At 43.3% G+C, this 15476-nt stretch carries 13 protein-coding genes and 1 riboswitch; of the genes, 1 reads left to right on the forward strand and 12 read right to left on the reverse strand.

The window, feature by feature from the left end; all coding sequences use genetic code 11:
- Positions 1-158: 158 nt before the first annotated feature.
- From KQI91_RS05355 to KQI91_RS05400, 10 genes are all read right to left on the reverse strand, one after another.
- Complete coding sequence (locus tag KQI91_RS05355) at positions 159-1343, reverse strand: phosphoribosylaminoimidazolecarboxamide formyltransferase (RefSeq protein ID WP_216391836.1); 1185 nt, start codon at positions 1341-1343, stop codon at positions 159-161.
- Positions 1344-1356: 13 nt separating this feature from the next.
- Positions 1357-2070 carry an IMP cyclohydrolase gene (locus KQI91_RS05360; protein ID WP_216391837.1) on the reverse strand — a complete coding sequence of 238 codons (714 nt, stop codon included), beginning with the start codon at positions 2068-2070 and terminating at the stop codon, positions 1357-1359.
- Between the two features lie 82 nt (positions 2071-2152).
- Positions 2153-2233: riboswitch (ZMP/ZTP riboswitch) on the reverse strand.
- Positions 2234-2295: 62 nt separating this feature from the next.
- Positions 2296-3750, reverse strand: a complete 1455-nt coding sequence (gene guaB, locus KQI91_RS05365) for an IMP dehydrogenase (protein WP_216391838.1) — start codon at positions 3748-3750, stop codon at positions 2296-2298.
- 68 nt (positions 3751-3818) lie between these two features.
- Entirely contained in the window at positions 3819-4322 is a 504-nt protein-coding gene (locus KQI91_RS05370; protein ID WP_216391839.1) for a DUF6106 family protein, read from the reverse strand.
- A gap of 95 nt (positions 4323-4417) precedes the next feature.
- Positions 4418-6043: a chaperonin GroEL gene (gene groL / locus KQI91_RS05375; RefSeq protein ID WP_216391840.1), complete on the reverse strand. Its 1626-nt coding sequence runs from the start codon at positions 6041-6043 to the stop codon at positions 4418-4420.
- Positions 6044-6069: 26 nt separating this feature from the next.
- Positions 6070-6354 carry a co-chaperone GroES gene (gene groES, locus KQI91_RS05380; RefSeq protein WP_216391841.1) on the reverse strand — a complete coding sequence of 95 codons (285 nt, stop codon included), beginning with the start codon at positions 6352-6354 and terminating at the stop codon, positions 6070-6072.
- Positions 6355-6607: 253 nt separating this feature from the next.
- The gene (codY, locus tag KQI91_RS05385) at positions 6608-7393 is read right to left on the reverse strand and encodes a GTP-sensing pleiotropic transcriptional regulator CodY (protein ID WP_216391842.1); all 786 of its coding nucleotides are present in this window, start codon (positions 7391-7393) and stop codon (positions 6608-6610) included.
- Between the two features lie 130 nt (positions 7394-7523).
- The gene (gene topA / locus KQI91_RS05390; protein WP_216391843.1) at positions 7524-9593 is read right to left on the reverse strand and encodes a type I DNA topoisomerase; all 2070 of its coding nucleotides are present in this window, start codon (positions 9591-9593) and stop codon (positions 7524-7526) included.
- A gap of 59 nt (positions 9594-9652) precedes the next feature.
- Positions 9653-10561, reverse strand: coding sequence for a DNA-processing protein DprA (dprA, locus tag KQI91_RS05395; protein ID WP_216391844.1), 909 nt, complete (start codon positions 10559-10561; stop codon positions 9653-9655).
- A gap of 37 nt (positions 10562-10598) precedes the next feature.
- On the reverse strand, positions 10599-12119 hold the full coding sequence (locus tag KQI91_RS05400; RefSeq protein ID WP_216391845.1) for a YifB family Mg chelatase-like AAA ATPase: 1521 nt from the start codon (positions 12117-12119) through the stop codon (positions 10599-10601).
- A gap of 166 nt (positions 12120-12285) precedes the next feature.
- On the opposite strand from KQI91_RS05400, the gene KQI91_RS05405 reads away from it, so the two are divergent.
- Entirely contained in the window at positions 12286-12501 is a 216-nt protein-coding gene (locus tag KQI91_RS05405) for a helix-turn-helix domain-containing protein (RefSeq protein ID WP_216391846.1), read from the forward strand.
- Between the two features lie 56 nt (positions 12502-12557).
- Here the strand turns inward: KQI91_RS05405 and KQI91_RS05410 are convergent, their stop codons facing one another.
- The gene (locus KQI91_RS05410; RefSeq protein ID WP_216391847.1) at positions 12558-13478 is read right to left on the reverse strand and encodes a YARHG domain-containing protein; all 921 of its coding nucleotides are present in this window, start codon (positions 13476-13478) and stop codon (positions 12558-12560) included.
- Positions 13479-13510: 32 nt separating this feature from the next.
- Positions 13511-15466, reverse strand: a complete 1956-nt coding sequence (locus KQI91_RS05415) for a fructose-1,6-bisphosphatase (RefSeq protein ID WP_216391848.1) — start codon at positions 15464-15466, stop codon at positions 13511-13513.
- Positions 15467-15476: the final 10 nt, after the last annotated feature.

Below are 15476 nucleotides of genomic sequence, written 5' to 3' on the forward strand. Positions count from 1 at the left end.
TTGTATTGTCTGAAAATAGGCGAACAATCTCCAAAACAAAAAAAGTAGGCAGAGATAGGAATTCCAATATCTCTGCCTAAAAAGGAACACCACGCCAATGCCTTAACTAAATGACATTGACTATTTTCCCCCCTTTTGTATATATTTCTGTTCAGTTTTTAGTGGTGGAACAGGCGAATTCCGGTAAATGCCATCGCCATTCCATATTTATTACAGGTTTCGATCACAGCATCATCTCTGACGGATCCTCCCGGCTGTGCAATAAATTTTACTCCACTCTTATGCGCTCTCTCAATGTTATCACTGAACGGGAAGAACGCATCAGATCCAAGCGTTACATCTGTCAGCTGATCCAGCCATGCACGTTTTTCTTCTCTGGTAAATACCTGCGGTTTCTCAGTAAATACATTCTCCCACGCGCCATCAGCCAGTACATCCATATATTCTTCCCCAATATAAACATCAATCGCATTGTCTCTTTCTGCACGACTGATCGTATCTTTAAACGGAAGGTTCAGAACCTTCGGGCTCTGACGCAGGAACCAGTTATCTGCTTTCTGTCCGGCAAGTCTTGTACAATGTACACGGGACTGCTGACCTGCCCCAACGCCGATTGCCTGGCCATCTTTAACGAAACATACAGAATTGGACTGTGTATACTTCAGAATGATCAGAGAAACCTTCAAATCTCTCTTAGCTTCTTCTGTGAGCTCCTTATTCTCTGTAACGATATTGGAGATCAGTTCATCATTGATCGCAAGCTCCTGCCGTCCCTGTTCAAAGGTTACTCCAAATACCTGTTTGTGTTCCAGTGGAGCCGGTACATAATCCGGATCGATTTCAATCACATTGTAGTTGCCCTTTTTCTTCTGTTTCAGAATCTCGAGTGCTTCTTCTGTATATCCCGGTGCAATTACACCGTCAGATACTTCTCTTTTGATCAGCATCGCTGTATCTTTGTCGCAGACATCAGAAAGAGAGATAAAATCACCAAAAGAAGACATTCTGTCTGCACCTCTGGCTCTTGCATAAGCACATGCAAGCGGTGAAAACTCTTTCCAGTTCATGTCATCTACCCAGTAGATCTTTGCCAGCGTCTCTGTAAGCGGAAGTCCTACTGCAGCACCTGCCGGTGAAACATGCTTGAAGGAAGTAGCTGCCGGAAGACCGGTTGCTTTTTTGAGATCACAAACCAACTGCCAGCCATTGAATGCATCAAGAAAATTGATATATCCAGGTTTGCCAGACAATACTTTAATTGGAAGATCCTGACCTTCTTCCATATAAATTCTGGAAGGTTTCTGATTTGGATTACATCCGTATTTTAACTGTAATTCTTTCATCTTTACACGCTCCTTACTGATTTTTGTTTACGATTTTTGTATTGTAAGTTCCAGTTGCGATGTCAATATAACGCACAAACAGTGAAACTTTGTTATCTGCATTCAGACTGTTCCAGAGAAGCTCTGTAAAAGCCTCCATATCATCTGGAATGTCCACCAGTTTTGGCTCTCCCTCAAAACTCGGAAGCGGATTTCCATCACATTTATATGTATGAATAAAACGTCCCTCGCCTGCAACTGCTTTTTCATATGCATAAGTATATCTCAGACAGGAATCCGGGTTCCCATTATCACTTTTGAGAATCGACATAGCATAACTGTAATTTCCATTTTCAATATGCATAACGCCGGAAATCCTTGGTGTATAATTCGGTCCATCCGGTTCAAATTCGCGGGATCTTAAGGACTGCTCAAAAGTAAGCTGTCTGTCCAAGCCTTCATAGATTGTATCTGTCTGATCCCCATTTGTCACGATCGTCTTATTTCCCAATACACGTACTGGTGCATAAATGATCAGGCTCGGATCTGTCAGTTTGGAAGGATCAAATGCCTGTGTGCGGATTCCTTCGCCTTCTGTAACAAATACACGATTTCTGCTGTTCTCGCTTCTTCCCATAATGAAATATGCTGCAACTGCTTTCGTTCCGTCTGCAGAACGTCCGATAATGATTCCTCTGCCCGGATAAGAATTGTTTTTCAGTTCATTTTCCAGTGAAATTTTTTCCATGATCATTCTCCTTTTTGTACGTAATAGAATCGGATGTGCTACCTCGATTTTAAATCGAAAAAACCGCCTGGGTAGTCTGTTTCCAGGCTGCCCAGGCGGTCGGCATGTTCTCTTACTGCACTCCCTGTAGTTCACTCTACTTCCGCCAGTCATGCAGTCGTTGTAATTATAATATACTAAATTATTTTATTTCGCAAGAACAAAAATAAATACAAAGGATAGATTTTATTCATCTACGCTGTAGTTCGGTGCTTCTTTCGTAATATGAATATCATGTGGATGAGACTCTTTCAGAGAAGCCGCTGAAATCTTGATAAATCTGCCGGTTGTCTTCAGCATCTCGATTGTTTCTGCTCCACAGTATCCCATACCGGAACGAAGGCCACCCATCAACTGGAATACGGTATCTTCTACATGTCCCTTGTAAGCAACTCGTCCTTCTACACCTTCCGGAACAAGTTTCTTTGCATTTTCCTGGAAATAGCGGTCCTTGCTGCCGTTTTCCATTGCTGCAATAGATCCCATACCACGGTATACTTTGTATTTACGTCCCTGATACAGTTCGAATGTTCCCGGGCTTTCATCACATCCGGCAAACATGCTTCCCATCATGCAGACATTAGCTCCCGCTGCAATTGCCTTGGTGATATCTCCGGAATATTTGATACCTCCATCTGCAATAATCGGGATTCCATAACGGTTTGCCACCTCATAGCAATCCATAACAGCTGTAATCTGCGGAACACCAATACCAGCTACCACACGTGTGGTACAGATGGAACCAGGTCCGATACCAACTTTAACTGCATCAACACCTGCATCGATCAGAGCCTTTGTAGCTGCTCCGGTCGCAACGTTTCCTGCAATCACCTGCAGATCCGGATATGCATCCTTGATCTGACGTACTGCACGGAGAATATTTTCAGAATGTCCGTGTGCAGAGTCAATTACTATAACATCAACATTTGCCTTCACAAGCGCCTCAACACGTGCCAGCACATTGGCAGTAATACCAACAGCAGCACCACAGAGCAGACGTCCCTGTGCGTCTTTAGCTGCAAGAGGATATTTGATCTGTTTCTCGATATCTTTGATCGTAATCAGACCCTTTAAATTAAAATCATCATCTACAATGGGTAATTTTTCTTTACGGGATTTGGCAAGAATTTTCTTTGCCTCTTCAAGTGTGATTCCCTCTTTGGCTGTGATCAGTCCCTCAGAAGTCATGCACTCTCTGATTTTCTTTGAAAAATCTGTTTCAAATTTCAGGTCACGGTTAGTGATAATACCAACAAGCTTTTTGCCTTCTGTAATCGGCACACCTGAGATACGGAATTTTGCCATCAGATTGTTGGCATCTTCCAGTGTATGATCTGCGGATAAAAAGAATGGATCTGTGATAACACCGTTCTCAGAACGTTTTACTTTATCTACTTCCTCAGCCTGTGCTTCGATGGACATGTTCTTGTGAATGATTCCGATACCACCCTGTCTTGCCATGGCAATCGCCATTCTGTGTTCTGTAACGGTGTCCATTCCTGCGCTCATCATAGGAATGTTCAGCTTGATTTTTTTCGTTAAGTGTGTTGTAACATCTACCTGATTCGGAATTACCTTTGAATATGCCGGAACTAACAGAACGTCATCAAAAGTAATGCCTTCACCAATGATAGTACCCATTGCATTTCCTCCCTTGTATTATGTTATTTTGATTTTGATTCAAAGTGTAACAAAAATAACTTACAGTGTCAATCCAAAAAAACTTTGCTCGGAGCTGAATTTTTGATAGCCTGTGCCATCTGTTCATCCGGTTCAATGATAACTCTGCGATTCTCTCCGCCACTCTTGATAATAACAGCAAAACGTTTGTGGTCCGGATTTCCAGAAGAATAATCTAAGGTTTTCATTCGGTCATTTCCATTGTAATAAGCCATTCTCTGCGAATCCAGAGGTGCAACCAGATCTGCTTCGCTGAGATTCATGGACATTACTTTTTTACGCTTGGATTTTGCCATGACCATATCAATGTCAAATTCTCCATTTACAAAAAGATACTCATACTCCAGGTCTGTTCTCGGAATCACAAAATAACATGCTACTCCAAGTGCAACTGCAACAATCAAAAGAAGCGGATTCATAAAAAGTCCTGCAAAAGCTGCCAGAACAGTCAGTACGATCATGCCGTATTTTACAACAGCATCTTTTGAAGTTGCCTCCTTCTTAACCAGCAATTCTGAATAAAGGTCACTCATATACACGCTCTCCTTAATATATTATTTGTTTTTAATTCTATCACAAAAAGGGATCAGCGTCTATGACGCCAATCCCTTAATTTGTGAAACTGTATTTACATCATGCCGCCCATTCCTGGTGCACCTGCCGGCATAGCCGGAGTATCTTCTTTGATTGTGGCAACTACAGATTCTGTAGTCAGAAGTGTGGATGCAACACTTGTAGCATTCTGAAGAGCACTTCTTGTAACCTTAACCGGATCAAGGATACCTGCTCCTACCATGTCTACATATCTTTCGTTCAGAGCATCAAAGCCGATTCCTGGCTCAGACTCTCTTACTTTGTTGATGATGACAGAGCCTTCCAGTCCTGCATTTGCAGAGATGTGGAATAACGGAGCTTCCAGAGCTTTGAGGATAACATTTGCACCGGTCTTCTCATCGCCTTCCAGAGTTGCAACCAGTTCAGCAACTTTCTTGGAAGCGTGGATATAAGCAGATCCGCCACCTGCGATGATTCCTTCTTCTACTGCTGCTCTTGTAGCTGCAAGAGCATCTTCCAGACGAAGTTTTGCTTCTTTCATTTCAGTTTCAGTTGCAGCTCCAACACGGATAACAGCTACGCCGCCTGCCAGTTTTGCAAGTCTTTCCTGTAATTTTTCTTTGTCGAATTCGGATTTTGTCTCTTCGATCTGTCCACGGATCTGTGCAACACGGTCTTCGATTGCTTTCTTGTCTCCAAGTCCGTCAACGATAACTGTGTTTTCTTTTGCAACTTTGACAGATTTTGCACGTCCAAGCTGCTGCATGGTAGCTTCTTTGAGATCCAGGCCAAGTTCATCAGAGATTACCTGTCCACCTGTCAGAATAGCGATATCCTGAAGCATTTCTTTTCTTCTGTCACCATATCCAGGAGCTTTGACAGCTACTACCTGGAAGGTTCCTCTTAATTTGTTTACGATCAGAGTTGTCAGAGCTTCACCCTCTACATCCTCAGCGATGATGAGAAGTTTGGCACCTGCCTGAACAACCTGCTCCAGTAACGGAAGGATTTCCTGAATGTTGCTGATCTTCTTGTCAGTGATCAGGATATATGGATCTTCCAGATTTGCTTCCATTTTTTCCATGTCTGTGGACATGTATGCGGAAATGTATCCACGGTCAAACTGCATACCTTCTACCAGGTCAAGTTCTGTATGCATGGTTTTGGATTCTTCTACAGTGATAACACCGTCGTTGGAAACTTTTTCCATTGCGTCTGCAACAAGCTGACCAACTTCTTCATCACTTGCAGAGATTGCAGCAACGTTTGCAATCTGAGCTTTGCCACTGATCTTCTGGCTCATCTCTTTGATAGCTTCTACTGCTGTATCAGTAGCTTTTTTCATTCCTTTTCTGAGAATGATCGGGTTAGCGCCTGCTGCCAGGTTTTTCATTCCTTCGTGAACCATTGCCTGTGCAAGGACAGTTGCTGTTGTAGTACCATCACCAGCTACATCGTTTGTCTTGGAAGCAACTTCTTTGATGAGCTGTGCGCCCATGTTTTCGAATCCGTCTTCCAGTTCGATTTCTTTTGCGATCGTCACACCATCGTTTGTGATGAGCGGAGCACCAAACTGTTTGTCAAGTACTACGTTTCTTCCTTTTGGTCCGATCGTTACTCTTACTGTATCTGCAAGTTTGTTTACACCAGCTTCAAGTGCAGCTCTTGCTTCTGCGCCAAATTTAATTTCTTTTGCCATGATGAATGTCCTCCTGAAATAATAAATTATTCAACGATTGCCAGAATATCGCTCTGTTTTACGATAATGTATTCTTCGCCGTCAAGTTTTACTTCTGTTCCTGCGTATTTGGAGTAGATAACTTTGTTTCCTACTTCAACTTCCATTTTGACTTCTTTACCATCAACAACTCCGCCAGGTCCTACAGCGATCACTTCTGCCTGCTGTGGTTTTTCCTGTGCCTGACCCGGAAGTACAATACCGGATTTTGTTGTTTCTTCTGCTTCTAACTGTTTTAATACAACTCTGTCGCCTAAAGGTACTAATTTCATGATCTATTTCCTCCTTTATTGTTGCCTTTCTTTGAATTACTAGCACTCATTTCGTATGAGTGCTAATCACTGTCCCTATATTATTGAAATTCATGATTTTCTGCAACTCTTTTCACAGTTATATATTGCTACATTTTATGTTTTTATCTCTTATTATCTCTTATTTACTCTTATTTTCTCATTTTATTATTTTTAGTAAATTTATGCAAAGAAAAAGCCCTCTCCCTCAGGAAAAGGCTTTTCATTATCAAGTTTAAGATTTCTTATTTCTCTGCGCCTTGATTTCTTCCAGTTCATCAAAGATCACTTCGTTTAGTACTTTGATATACGTTCCCTTCATACCGGAAGAACGTGACTCGATGACTCCTGCACTCTCAAACTTCCGGAGTGCATTAACAATCACGGATCTGGTAATACCAACACGGTCTGCAATTTTACTTGCAACCAGAATTCCCTCTTCTCCGTCAAGTTCATCAAAAATATGGATGATCGCTTCCAGCTCTGAGAAGGACAGTGTGTTAAAGGCAGACTTTACGACCTGCTGTTTACGGTCTTCTTCCGCATTTTCTTCATGAACTGCTCTCATCATTTCCAGTCCGACTACGGTCGTGCCATATTCACTGACGATAATGTCCTCAATATCATACGGCTTATCATTGCGATACATAAAGACTGTTCCAAGTCTCTCTCCTGCAATGTCGATCGGGTTGATGATTCCCTGACAGTTGCTGTTTACATGCTCAAATCCAAGTGTCTGAAGATTTACATTTTCCTTTGTAGACAAAACGCCCAGGAAACGTTCATTCAATAAGGAATCCACATGTCCACCCACATTGTCCTCGATCAGTTCCGTGATCTCTTCTACGCCCGGACATAAGCTGATTCCAAGTACCTTGCCTTTTTTGCTCAGCACCAGAATATTGGAACTTAATGTGTCCATCAATACCTGACAGATATCATTAAATACAACCTTGCTGGAACTGCTGTTGTGCAAAAGTTTATTAATTTTTCTGGTTTTATCCAACAACTGAACGCTCATTACGGCCTCCTTCTCTTGTTTTTTCGTTGTTTTCACTCTTATGGTATAATAGTACACGTTTTGCGACGAAAATACAAGATATTTTTATAACTTTTTCGATTTTGTCTGCATTTTCAGAAAATTCGTATATTTACTCTTCTTTCGCTTTTGGCTCTACATAACCGCAAGTTGTCTCACTGCAGACAAGCTTATTTCCTTTTTCGACCATATATTTGCCACAAACCGGACATTTCTTGGCTGATGGTTTCTGCCAGGACATAAAATCACACTCCGGATTGTCAATGCAGCCATAATATTTGCGTCCCTTCTGAGTCTTTTTCAGAACAATATCCTTACCACATTTTGGACATGCCACACCAATTTTTTCATAATAAGGTTTGGTATTCCGGCATTCCGGAAATCCCGGGCAGGCAAGGAATCTTCCGTGAGGCCCGTACTTGATCACCATATTGCGTCCACAGACATCACAGATCTCATCTGTTACTTCATCCTGAATTTCAACTTTCTCCAGTTCCTGCTCTGCAGCATCCACATCTTTTTTGAGATCCGGATAGAAATTTCTGACAACTGTCTTCCACTGTACAGTGCCTTCTTCCACGCAGTCAAGCAACCCTTCCATCATCGCTGTGAAACGAACATCCACAATGCTCGGAAATGCCTGCTTCATAATATTGTTAACCACTTCACCAAGCTCTGTCACATAAAGATTCTTCTGTTCCTTTGAAACATATCGACGACTGATAATCGTCGTGATCGTCGGTGCATAAGTACTCGGACGGCCAATCCCCTGCTCTTCCAGAGCTTTTACCAGAGAAGCCTCTGTGTAATGTGCCGGCGGCTGAGTGAAATGCTGTTCCGGCTTAAGCTCTGTAAGCTGCAGTTTCATGCCCTTTTCCAGGCTGTGGCTAAGAACATTTCCCTTCTGGTTGTCTTCCTCCTGCATATATACAGACATAAAACCGTCAAATACGATCTTGGATGCCGCCACTGTAAAGGTATACTCTCCGGCTCCGATCTTTACAGAAGTCGTTTCATATCTGGCCGCTGACATTCTGCTGGCAGTAAATCTTTTCCAGATCAGCTGATACAGGCGGAACTGGTCTCTGGAAAGAGACTCTTTGATCATGGCAGGTGTTCTGGTAATGTCTGTCGGACGGATTGCCTCATGCGCATCCTGAATCTTCTGTTCCTTCTTTACTGTCTTGCCACTGGTGGAAACATAATTCTCTCCATACTGTTCCCCGATATATGCTCTTGCTGCTTCATCTGCTTCCTGTGAGATTCGCGTAGAATCCGTACGCAGATAACTGATCACACCAACAGTACCGCTGCCTTTGATGTCAATACCTTCATACAGCTGCTGCGCAAGACGCATCGTCTTCTGTGTAGAAAAATTAAGTGTTTTTGCAGCTTCCTGCTGCAGTGTACTGGTCGTAAACGGGAGCGGTGCATTTTTAATACGTTCACCCTTTTTTACTTCTGTGATCTCATACTCTGCATTTTCCAGATTTTTGAGAAGTTCATCCATCTCTGCCTTATTATGAATCGGAATCTTCTTGTCCGTTCCATAAAACTTGGCCTGAAGCGGTTTCTTCTCTCCTTTTATACGAAATTCACCATCCAGACTCCAGTATTCTTCCGGAATAAAAGAATTGATCTCATCTTCTCTGTCACAGATGATGCGAAGTGCGACCGACTGTACTCGTCCTGCACTTAAGCCTCGTTTTACCTTCACCCAGAGAAGAGGGCTGATCGTATATCCTACCATACGGTCAAGCATTCTTCGTGCCTGCTGTGCATCTACCAGATTCATATCCAGATCTCGCGGCTGTTTGATTGAACTCTTGACAGCCGTCTTGGTAATCTCATTGAAGGAAATTCTGCGCATCTTTGCCGGATCTTCTTTTAAAGCCTGCATCAGATGCCAGGAAATTGCCTCTCCCTCACGGTCAGGGTCCGTTGCGAGATAAATCTTATCTGCTTTTTTTGCTGCTTTACGCAGATTGGCAAGCAGTTCACCCTTGCCCCTGATCGTAATATATTTTGGTTCAAAATCATGCTCTACGTCAATGCCGAACTGACTCTTCGGAAAATCACGTACATGTCCGTTTGACGCCTGCACATCATAATTACTCCCAAGAAATTTTTTAATGGTTTTTACTTTTGCAGGTGATTCCACTATCACCAGATATTTCGCCATGCTATCTCTCCTACTTCTCCAACTACTTGTTAACTTTCCCGGGAGTCATCATTTCCATGCTATGTTGCTTTTATATAATAGTGTCTTCCAACTTCCCGGGCTAACCCCGATAATTTTAATTCCAGTAGCAGCGTTCCTGTTTTTTCTGCAGAAAGCCCTGTTTTCTGGATCAAAAATTCCATAGATTTTGGTTGCAAATCGAGACAACTATACACCAATTTTAAATCTGTTGCAAGTCCTAACTCATTTTTTGTCTTTCTTTTAACGATTTTTTCACAATCTATTCCCAGCTCGCGCAAAAGAATTTCCGGTGCGTATGCTATTCCCGCTCCATCATAGATCAGCCGGTGACACCCCATACTCAGTTCCTCTGTGACTGGTCCTGGTATCGCAAAAACCGGCTTTCCCTGATCCAGTGCCCATTGTGCCGTGATCAGAGATCCGCTTTTTTCCCGTGCCTCCACAATCAGAACCAGATCTGCCATTCCACTGATGATTCTGTTTCTTGCTGGAAAGAAATAATTTCGCGCCCGCACTCCCGGCTTCTGTTCACTGAGAATCCCGCCTCCGCTGCGCAGAATTCTCTGATATAAATTTCTGTTTCCGGCAGGATAACAGATATCCACTCCATTTCCAAGTATGGCCCAGGTTCCTCCAATTCCTTCCAGTCCGCCGCGATGCGCTTCCGTGTCGATTCCATATGCCATGCCACTTAAAATCTGTACGCCCTCTTCACTCAGACGTTTCGCATATCGAAATGCCTGCATACGTCCATAAGGACTGGAAGCTCTGGCTCCCACGATTGCAACAGCAGGACGTTTTGGATCTGGCATGCTTCCCTTTATATAAAGTTTTTGTGGCATATTTTCATAAGGTTGAAGTTTTTCCGGATATCCCATGTTTCCAGCCGAAACTTCCCAGATTGGGAAAGCCTGCTTTTTCTGTATGAAATTCTGTGTTTCTTCCATATATAAATATCTCTCCTGTATCCGTTTTATACCTGATTCAATTCCAGTATTTTTTGTCAAATGCCCGATAAGATAATGCTTCCCCTATGTGATCCCGATGAATTGTTTCTGAAGCATCCATATCTGCAATCGTCCGTGCCACTTTCAGGATACGATGGTATGCCCTTGCACTGAACGGCATCTGCCGAAATGCCATCTTAAGAAGCCGGACTGCACTTTCTTCCAGCTGACAGTAAGTATCTATCTGACTGCCTTTTAATTCTCCGTTGAACTGAATTTCTTCCATACGATATCGTTCCCTCTGAATCGACTGTGCACAATCCACACGTTTCCGAATCTCTGCGGTAGTTTCGCCTTTTTTTCCATTGCTCAGTCCCTCAAAATCAACCGGAGCTACATCCGCACACAAATCCAGTCTGTCCAGAAGCGGCTGGCTGATCTTTCCCAGATAATGCATAACCTGTCCCTGTGTACAGCGGCACCGATTCATATCCGGATAATGTCCACAGGGACACGGGTTCATTGCTGCACATAACATAAAATCAGCCGGAAAATCATATGTTCCATATACCCTCGAAATGCGAATCACTTTGTCCTCCAGTGGCTGCCTCAGAATTTCCAGACTTCTTCGTGAAAACTCCGGCATCTCATCCAAAAACAGAACGCCTCTGTGCGCCAGTGTAATCTCTCCCGGTCTCGGATTGCGCCCTCCGCCTGCCAGTGCCTGTGCCGAACAGGTATGATGCGGACTTCGAAACGGACGAACTCGAATCAGTGGATCACCTGGTGCCAGCAAGCCCGCAATACTGTATATCTTTGTCAGTTCAAGACCTTCTTCAAATGTCAGCTCCGGCATAATTCCCGGAATCCTTCTTGCTATCATTGTTTTACCTGCTCCCGGCGGACCGATCATAAGCAGATTGTGAAAACCGCTGACTGCAATTTCTACTGCTCTTTTGAGGCTTTTCTGACCACGAATATCACTGAAATCCAGTTTTTCATTTTCCGGCTGTACAGATAGCTCTTCTGATTCTGCATTGTAGGACGCAGGTTCACGCACAAAGCGGATCATATCTCTAAGGTTTTTTACACCAATCACTTTCATATCCGGAATCAGCCTGGCTTCTCTTAAATTTTCAAAAGGAACGACACAGAAACGACATTTTTCTTCCCGTGCCCTGATGATCATCGGAAGAATACCGGAAATCGCATGTATCTCCCCATTCAGACTGATCTCTCCTGCCATCATAACCCGTTCCAGCTGTTCCGGTCTCAGAATATCCGAGGCCGCCAGGACTGCCGCCGCCAAAGGCAGATCAAACCCTGCCCCTTCTTTTTTTATATCTGCCGGAGCAAAATTTACCGTTATCTTCTTGGGCGGAAGTGCTATTCCATTGTTTTTGAGTGCTGTGCGCACCCGATCCTGAGCTTCCCTTACCTGTGCAGATGGAAATCCAACCATAATAAACGCCGGCAAGCCGTCGCTGACATCTGCTTCCACCTTGATCGGATGTACATCCATTCCTAAAATTGCTGCCGATAGTACACTTGCAAACATAAAACTCCTCCTGTATGCACCTGCACCCCGATCTGCATAGCTATATATAGTTTTGTTGTATTGGGAATAAAAAAGAAATGACTTTTATTATAGTCCATTTTGCTCCTAATTGCAATAGCACATTTCGGACTGTTCTATAATTGCAGAAAATAAAGGAGGTGAAGGCATGAAATTTCAGCGAATTCAGGATCTTCGTATAGATTCAGACCTGTCACAAAAACAGATCGGTGAAATTCTTCATATCAGTCAGCGTTCCTATTCTCACTATGAAACAGGCTCTCGGAACATTCCGGTTGAAATGTTGATCCGCCTGGCTGACTACTATGATACCACCATCGACTATCTGGTTGGCAGAACCGACAATAAAGCACCAATCAAATAGAAACTACAGGGACGAAGTTATTGAACATTTTGATCATCAACTTCGTCCCTGTTACTTTACTGGCTCGCCTTCTGTTCTTCCCACTGAGCGATTTTGGAAATATTGGCAAGTTCATATTCATTAAAAATTTCATTCTGCTGCGCATCAAAAACATCCGGATCAACCGTTCCCTGATACCAGGACTTGCTATTAAAATAATCCGAAATATAATCTGTCACAAACTTCCGTCCATGTCGTGCATAAATCTCATTTTTTGCAAGTTCCAGCTGTTCCGCACTGTAGACCGAAATTTCTTCATCCGTCAGATAACGACTGCTGCTCTCCGGGAAGAAATACTCTCCTGTCTCAGCCGTATTCTGAGCCTGCTCTGCCGGCGTCGGTGTCGCTGTCGGATCCGGCTGTGCCTGTGTCTGTGTTCTGGTCATAATGCAACTGACATTCGGATATACTGCTGACACAGGCTCTGCTGTGCTCACACGCAGATACAGTTGTCCATTATCAAATGTCAGATTTCCGGATGCCATATTTCCTGCACTGTCGCCAAATGAAAATGCTGCTGCTGTTCCAGCTACCTCTGCCGTCACATCTGCACTGACTGCCTGCGTCTGTCCGGCATCCGTCTGATAAAAACTAAATGTTACACTTTCCTGACTGATATCATAAATATTGATCGTAACAAGCCCGTCTTTGCTGTACCAGTAATTCCAGAAATCATCTGGATTGAAGCTTACCTTTTCTTTTGGAATCGGTGTTGGTGTTGCAGTAGGTCTTGGTGTCGGACTTGGAGACGGTGTTGCAGAAACTCCTGTCGGCGCAGCTGTCGGCAGATTTTCCAATGCCTCCAGTGCTTCCTTTTTGGCCCGGTCTTTCCGCTCACTCTCCCGAAAACCAGCCAGAAGAAGAACTGCCGCTCCAAATATGATAAATAAAGAAATCAGGATCATCAGCAGTACTTTCAGTCTGTTTTTTCTTTTCATTCGTTCACCTCTGTAATTGCCTTTGTTGCCATTTATTTCTTTTCTTTTATAATACCTTTGCGGTATGCATCAAGTAACTGTCGCAGTTCCTCAATACGTTCACGCAAAGCCCGCCCGGTATCGGTATCTCCTACCAGACGACGTTTGGATGTATAATGCACGGATACTCTGTTTGAGACAATATCGCTTTCTTTGGAAACCGCCTCCTCTTTAGATGTAAACGGTTCATGCGCCGTAAGAACCAGTCCATACGAGTTATAGATCAGCGTATAACCGGCTATACCTGTCACTTTCTGATATGCTTTACAGAAACCGCCATCAATGACGATCACCTTTCCATTGCATTTTACCGGACTTTCTCCATCTCCCTGATGTACCGGAACATGTCCATTGATAATATGTCCGGTTTCCGGATTCAATCCAAATTCATGAAGCATGCCATTCACCACTTCTTCATTTTCCAGAAGATGATAATAAGCACCCTTTGTTTCTTTGTGTGTATTTTTATCTGCAATAAAATATCTCTCAAATGTGGTCATTTTATCCTTGCCAAATAATGGAGATGACGGGCTCGCCCAGATAAACCACAGGATGTCTCTGCCCTTACGCTGCTCTTCGCTGTCTACCGCATAAAAAGCTCTTCTTACATAGGACTCCAGAACATCATAGAGTTCTCTTCCCTTGTAAGTCTTTCCATAAATCTGGATTTCTTTCAGACTTCCGTCTTCATTCAGCGGGATGCATCCATGGAACAGCAGATTTCCATTATAAATTTTATAAAGACCACCTTTATCCAACAGGAGACGCATATGATTCTGAAGTTTTTCACAGTTGCGAAAAGCGGTTTCCAGTCGTTCTATCACGTCCTTTTCTCCCGGAGTCAGCTCATACGGATGCTTCCAGTCTATTGTCGGAAAAGCTGTATCCAGCAGCGGATACTCCTTTCCATCTGCCAGTACGACTGTTCCCTTTTCCGGATTGATCCGATGGAGCAGACAACGATCCTCCATATGGAACTCCCTGTGCCTGCGCAGAAGCTGTCCTTCCAGTTTAAACTGAATGATTGCGATCGCCTTGTGCATTTTCTGCCCGAGTTCTTTTTCAAGTGCATTATAATTAGAAGTTCCCTTCATCTCAAATGCCGCACATGGATCATCTTTGTAGACTTCCATGGCAAACGTAGCCAACGGAAGCATATTGATCCCATATCCATCTTCCAGAATATCCAGATTACCATATCGAATACTGTTACGCAGAACAGTTGCTATACAGGCTCTCTGTCCGACTGCCGCTCCCATCCAGACTACGTCGTGATTTCCCCACTGAATATCCAGCGAATGATACTGCATCAGACGATCCATAATAAAATGCGGTCCCGGACCACGGTCAAAGATATCCCCAAGAATATGCAGATGGTCAACAACCAGTCGCTGAATCAGTTCTGCAAGTGCAATGATAAAATTTTCTGCACGCCCGATTTCAATGATCGTATTAACAATAGAATCATAATACGCTTCTTTGTCCAGAACTTCTGCCTTTTCTGTGATCAGTTCTTCGATCACATAGGCATAGTCCGGCGGCAGTGCCTTACGTACTTTAGATCGGGTATATTTAGATGCAGTTGTCTTGCACACTTCAATCAGGCGGTATAAAGTAATTTTGTACCAGTTCTCCATATCCTCTTCTGTCTTTTTGACAAGCTGGATTTTTTCTTTTGGGTAGTAGATCAATGTTGCCAGCGCTCGTTTGTCATTGTTACTCAGTGTATGTCCAAACACATCATCTATCTTCTTGCGCACCGCACCGGATCCATTGCGGAGCACATGTGAAAACGCTTCATATTCTCCATGCAGATCCGACATAAAATGTTCTGTTCCTTTTGGAAGGTTCAGAATAGACTGCAGGTTAATGATTTCTGTTGACGCCTTTCCAATCGTCGGATACAGCTCTGCAAGTCTTTGTAAATACCTTAACTCCTCTTTTTTCATAGTCCTCTCC

The organism is Blautia sp. MSJ-19, from assembly GCF_018918125.1.
GTDB lineage: Bacteria > Bacillota > Clostridia > Lachnospirales > Lachnospiraceae > Blautia_A.

Bases quoted from the DNA above. Each gene is read 5' to 3' on its own strand.
- KQI91_RS05355 (WP_216391836.1), bottom strand. From the start codon at position 1,343: ATGAAAGAATTACAGTTAAAATACGGATGTAATCCAAATCAGAAACCT.
- KQI91_RS05360 (WP_216391837.1), bottom strand. From the start codon at position 2,070: ATGGAAAAAATTTCACTGGAAAATGAACTGAAAAACAATTCTTATCCG.
- guaB (WP_216391838.1), bottom strand. From the start codon at position 3,750: ATGGGTACTATCATTGGTGAAGGCATTACTTTTGATGACGTTCTGTTA.
- KQI91_RS05370 (WP_216391839.1), bottom strand. From the start codon at position 4,322: ATGAGTGACCTTTATTCAGAATTGCTGGTTAAGAAGGAGGCAACTTCA.
- groL (WP_216391840.1), bottom strand. From the start codon at position 6,043: ATGGCAAAAGAAATTAAATTTGGCGCAGAAGCAAGAGCTGCACTTGAA.
- groES (WP_216391841.1), bottom strand. From the start codon at position 6,354: ATGAAATTAGTACCTTTAGGCGACAGAGTTGTATTAAAACAGTTAGAA.
- codY (WP_216391842.1), bottom strand. From the start codon at position 7,393: ATGAGCGTTCAGTTGTTGGATAAAACCAGAAAAATTAATAAACTTTTG.
- topA (WP_216391843.1), bottom strand. From the start codon at position 9,593: ATGGCGAAATATCTGGTGATAGTGGAATCACCTGCAAAAGTAAAAACC.
- dprA (WP_216391844.1), bottom strand. From the start codon at position 10,561: ATGGAAGAAACACAGAATTTCATACAGAAAAAGCAGGCTTTCCCAATC.
- KQI91_RS05400 (WP_216391845.1), bottom strand. From the start codon at position 12,119: ATGTTTGCAAGTGTACTATCGGCAGCAATTTTAGGAATGGATGTACAT.
- KQI91_RS05405 (WP_216391846.1), top strand. From the start codon at position 12,286: ATGAAATTTCAGCGAATTCAGGATCTTCGTATAGATTCAGACCTGTCA.
- KQI91_RS05410 (WP_216391847.1), bottom strand. From the start codon at position 13,478: ATGAAAAGAAAAAACAGACTGAAAGTACTGCTGATGATCCTGATTTCT.
- KQI91_RS05415 (WP_216391848.1), bottom strand. From the start codon at position 15,466: ATGAAAAAAGAGGAGTTAAGGTATTTACAAAGACTTGCAGAGCTGTAT.